This window comes from Streptomyces sp. NPDC055506 (assembly GCF_053643595.1).
The window spans coordinates 1-4,908 of the sequence record NZ_JBSHKH010000243.1 but is presented as its reverse complement, the minus strand read 5'-3'; the positions used below and the strand labels follow the sequence as shown (position 1 = coordinate 4,908).

The window sequence follows — 4,908 nt, the reverse complement described above, 5'->3', positions numbered from 1 at the left end:
ACACCCAAGCCGGGCGTTCAGTCGGCTATCCCTCGGGGCCTCCGAAGATGCCTCCGTTGCCGTTTCCTCTGCTGTTGCCGCCGTTCTCGCTCGTATCTGTCGGCGAGGGTGAGGTGCTCGGCTCTCCGCCTGTGCCGCCGTTCTCCGTACCGCCGTTTTCCTCATCGCAGCCGAAGAAGCCGCAGGTGTCGGAGGGCGAAGGCGACGGAAGCGACGGCGTCTCGCTGGGCGTGGAGCTCGGGGACTCGGTCACGGTCTCGCTGGGGTCCACACTGGGAGTCGGCGTCGGCGTCGGAGCGCCCACCGCGTCCTGGATGTCGCCGATCTTCTCGGGCTCCGGGAAGCCGAGATCGGGCTTGCCCTTCAGCGCGGCCTTCATGTACTCGGTCCACACCAGCGTGGGGACGTCACCACCGTGGATGGACACCTCGCCCGCCGTGCCGTTCATGGAGAGCAGCTTGGCGCTCTTGGGGTCCTCACGGAACATCGCGACCGAGGTCGAGAGCTGCTGGGTGTAGCCGACGAACCAGGCCGACTTGTTCTCGTCCGTCGTACCGGTCTTGCCGGCCGCCGTACGGCCCAGGGACAGCGCATTCTTACCCGTACCGTTCTGGATGACGTTCTCCAGGACGTTCGTGACGTTGTTCGCCACGTTCTCGGGCATCGCCTGCGTGATCCTCGGCTTCTCGAAGCCGGGAGTCTCCTCCCCGTTGAACTTGACGCTCGTCACCGAGTACGGAGCGGCCTGCTTACCGGCGGCGGCGAACGTCGCGTAGGAGTCGGCCATGCGGATCGCGCTGGGCGTCGACGTACCGAGCGCGAACGACGCGTTGAGGCCGGCGAAGCTGCTGTCCAGGATGCCGGCCTTCTCGGCCAGGTCGGCCACGTTCTTCATCCCGACGTCCATGCCGAGCTGCACGAACGGGGTGTTGACGGACTGTTCCATCGCCTTGCGCAGGGAGATGTAACCCCACGGGCGATCGCTCTCGTTCTCCTGGAAGAAGGGCGTGTTGTCCTTCTTCATGACGTAGGAGCCGTCGTTGTTCCTGATCTTGAGATGGTCGTTGCCGTTGTACTTGCTGAGCGGCGAGAGAGGGCCGTCGCTCCGGTAGGTGCCGTGCTCCATGGCGGCGGCGAGCACGAACGGCTTCCACGTCGAACCGACGGGGACACCCGAGGTGTCCGCGTTGTTGTTGAAGTGGCCGTTCTCGTACCCCGCGCCACCGTAGAGCGCGACGATCGCGCCGTCCTTGGGCTTCACCGACGCCGCACCGAACTGGACGTGCTTGTCCAGCTCACGCTTGTCCGGGTCGAGTTTCTCCTTCTCGACCTTCTTGACCGCCTTGGTCAGCGCCTCGACCTTGGACTTCTCGAAGGTCGTCTTGATCTGGTACCCGCCCTGATCGAACTGCTTCTCCGTGATGTTGGAGTGGTTCAGGACGTACTTCTTGGCCGTGTCCGCCAGGTAGCCGATCTGGCCGCTCATGCCCTTGGCCGCCTTGCGGTCATCGGGCATGGGGTACTTGCTGATCGCCGTCTGGTACTGGGCGTCCGTGAGCTTCTTGTCGTTGTGCATCTGCTGGAGAATCCAGCCCCAGCGGTCCTTGGAACGCTTCTCGTTGGCCTTGGCGGTCGCCGTTGGATCGAGGCTGTCGTTACCCGCGGGGTCGTAGTACGTCGGACCCTTGAGCAGCGCGGCGAGGAAGGCGCACTCGCTCGGCTTGAGATCGACCGCGTCCTTGCCGTAGTACGTCTGGGCGGCGGCCTGGATGCCGTAGGCGCCGCGGCCGTAGTACGAGGTGTTGAGGTACCCCTGGAGGATCTCGTCCTTGGTGAGCTTGGTGCCCACCTTGATCGAGATGAACATCTCCTTGAACTTACGGGTGACCGTCTGGTCCTGGCTCAGGTAGGTGTTCTTGACGAACTGCTGGGTGATCGTCGAACCACCCTGCGTGTCGCCGCCCCGGGCCATGTTCGCCAGAGCCCGTGCGATACCCATGGGGTCGACGCCCGAGTCCTGGTAGAAGCTCTTGTTCTCGGCCGAGATCACCGCCTGCTGCATGGCCTTCGGGATCTTGTCGATCGTGACGTTCTGCCGGTTCTGGCCACTGCCGGTCGCGATCATCTGCTGGCCGTTGGCCCAGTAGTAGACGTTGTTCTGCGACAGGGCGGCAGCGTTCTCCTCATTGGGGACGCCCACCATGGCGTACCCGATGCCCGCCACGGCCACCAGGCTTCCGATGAAGCCGATGCACAGGCCGGAGACGAGCCTCCAGGACGGCATCCAGCGGCGCCAGCCGTACTTGCCGGCCCGCGGATAGTCGATCAGACGCTTCTTGTCGTACATGACCGGCTTGCCCCCGGACCTGCTCGGCCCGCCGGGAGCGGCGCGCCGGCCGCCACGTGTCGGCTCGGCCGCTCTGCGGCGGCCGCCTCCACTTCTCTGCGCCGCACGCCGGGCCTCTGCACGGCCGCCGTACTGGCGCTCCTCACCCCCCGAGTCGTAGGAGTCCGACCCATAGGAGTCGGACGGAGACCCGGTGGCGCCTCGCGGTGCCGCGCGGCGGCCGGAGGACGAGCCGGACTGGCCGCGTCGGGTCGCGGCACGTCCGCCTCCCTGCGGCTGCGGCGGTTTGCGACGGTGCTCGCTCATCGAACGACTACTCCTCGGGCAGGCGCACCCCTGCGCGCCTGGAAACGGCAGCTTGTTTCCGGTCCCCCCGAAGTACGGATGCGGTCGGCTCCGCATTCATCGGTCCCGCATGCACCCGTACTACACCGAAGACGAGGACGCGCTCACGCGTCCCACGGTTCCCGGTGATGTGCATGGCGCACAGACTACGCACCGCCAAAACCTGCCGAGGACCGAAGTTCACCTCAAATCAGGCAACTCGCGTCTGACGAATCGGTGATGTGACCCCGTTCACCACACCCCCTCTTGTCGCATCCGCAAGGCCGTTCTATCGTCGTGATGTATCGAGTCGATACATCAGCCCGACACATCGGACCGAGACATGGGTACCGCGGGAGAGAGGAGGCGACGATGAGCCGGCGTTCCGGGATCCTCGAGTTCGCCGTACTCGGCCTGCTCCGCGAATCTCCGATGCACGGCTATGAGCTCCGCAAACGACTCAACACATCACTGGGTGTGTTCCGTGCGTTCAGCTACGGGACGCTGTATCCCTGCCTCAAGACGCTGGTCGCCAACGGCTGGTTGATCGAGGAGCCGGGGAACACCACCGAGGACGCCCTCGCCGCTCCCCTCACGGGGCGGCGCGCCAAGATCGTCTACCGGTTGACGGCGGAGGGCAAGGAGCACTTCGAACAGCTGCTCTCGCAGACCGGGCCCGACGCGTACGAGGACGAGCACTTCGCCGCCCGTTTCGCTTTCTTCGGGCAAACCTCACGCGATGTGCGCATGCGCGTGCTGGAAGGCCGCCGCAGCCGGCTGGAGGAGCGCCTCGAGAAGATGCGCGTCTCCCTGGCCCGGACCCGGGAACGGCTCGACGACTACACGCTTGAGCTTCAGCGCCACGGGATGGAGTCCGTGGAGCGCGAGGTGCGCTGGCTGAACGAGCTCATCGAGAGCGAGCGGGCGGGGCGGGACCTCAACGGTTCCTCCTCCGGGGAGCCCGCTTCGCGTGACACCACATCTGGAGCGTCGGGCGGCCTGCCCCGGCCGGGGGACGACCCCCGTCCGGATACGCCCGACGACACCGCCACGTGAAGCCCCCTCAAGGGCCTCACTCATACACACAGGGAGCAACCGGAATGGGTTCGGTTCGCGTAGCCATCGTCGGCGTGGGCAACTGCGCCGCATCGCTGGTACAGGGAGTCGAGTACTACAAGGACGCCGACCCGGCGTCCAAGGTGCCGGGCCTGATGCACGTCCAGTTCGGCGACTACCACGTCCGCGACGTCGAGTTCGTCGCCGCGTTCGACGTGGACGCCAAGAAGGTCGGTCTCGACCTCGCGGACGCCATCGGCGCCTCCGAGAACAACACCATCAAGATCTGCGACGTGCCCAGCACCGGCGTGACGGTCCAGCGCGGCCACACCCTCGACGGCCTGGGCCGGTACTACCGCGAGACGATCGAGGAGTCCGCCGAGGAGCCGGTCGACGTCGTCCAGGTCCTCAAGGACAAGCAGATCGACGTCCTCGTCTGCTACCTGCCCGTCGGCTCCGAGGACGCGGCGAAGTTCTACGCCCAGTGCGCCATCGACGCCAAGGTCGCCTTCGTCAACGCCCTTCCGGTCTTCATCGCCGGCACCAAGGAGTGGGCGGACAAGTTCACCGAGGCGGGCGTCCCGATCGTCGGCGACGACATCAAGTCCCAGGTCGGCGCCACCATCACGCACCGCGTCATGGCGAAGCTGTTCGAGGACCGGGGCGTCATCCTGGACCGCACGATGCAGCTGAACGTCGGCGGCAACATGGACTTCAAGAACATGCTCGAGCGCGACCGCCTCGAGTCGAAGAAGATCTCCAAGACGCAGGCCGTCACCTCCCAGATCCGCGACCGCGAACTGGGCGAGGGCAACGTCCACATCGGCCCGTCCGACTACGTCGCCTGGCTGGACGACCGCAAGTGGGCCTATGTCCGCCTCGAGGGCCGCGCCTTCGGTGACGTCCCGCTGAACCTGGAGTACAAGCTGGAGGTCTGGGACTCCCCGAACTCCGCCGGTGTCATCATCGACGCCGTGCGCGCCGCGAAGATCGCCAAGGACCGCGGCGTCGGCGGCCCCGTGCTCTCCGCGTCGAGCTACTTCATGAAGTCCCCGCCCGTGCAGTACTTCGACGACGAGGCCCGCGAGAACGTCGAGAAGTTCATCAAGGGTGAGGTCGAGCGCTGACGCGCCGCAACGAGTCGCTCCTGCCAGGGCTGTGAGGGTCCCCGGGTCGTACGA

3 protein-coding genes are annotated in these 4,908 nt (G+C 66.1%); 2 read left to right on the top strand and 1 reads right to left on the bottom strand.

Annotated features, from left to right (window positions below; genetic code table 11):
* Window positions 1-25: 25 nt before the first annotated feature.
* Entirely contained in the window at window positions 26-2,653 is a 2,628-nt protein-coding gene (locus ACWIF2_RS40040; protein ID WP_454366555.1) for a transglycosylase domain-containing protein, read from the bottom strand.
* Between the two features lie 390 nt (window positions 2,654-3,043).
* On the opposite strand from ACWIF2_RS40040, the gene ACWIF2_RS40035 reads away from it, so the two are divergent.
* Together ACWIF2_RS40035 and ACWIF2_RS40030 are read left to right on the top strand one after the other, a co-directional pair.
* Window positions 3,044-3,727, top strand: coding sequence for a PadR family transcriptional regulator (locus tag ACWIF2_RS40035; RefSeq protein ID WP_184593854.1), 684 nt, complete (start codon window positions 3,044-3,046; stop codon window positions 3,725-3,727).
* Window positions 3,728-3,771: 44 nt separating this feature from the next.
* A complete protein-coding gene (locus ACWIF2_RS40030) occupies window positions 3,772-4,854 on the top strand; it encodes an inositol-3-phosphate synthase (protein ID WP_454366552.1) in 1,083 nt (360 codons plus the stop codon).
* Window positions 4,855-4,908: the final 54 nt, after the last annotated feature.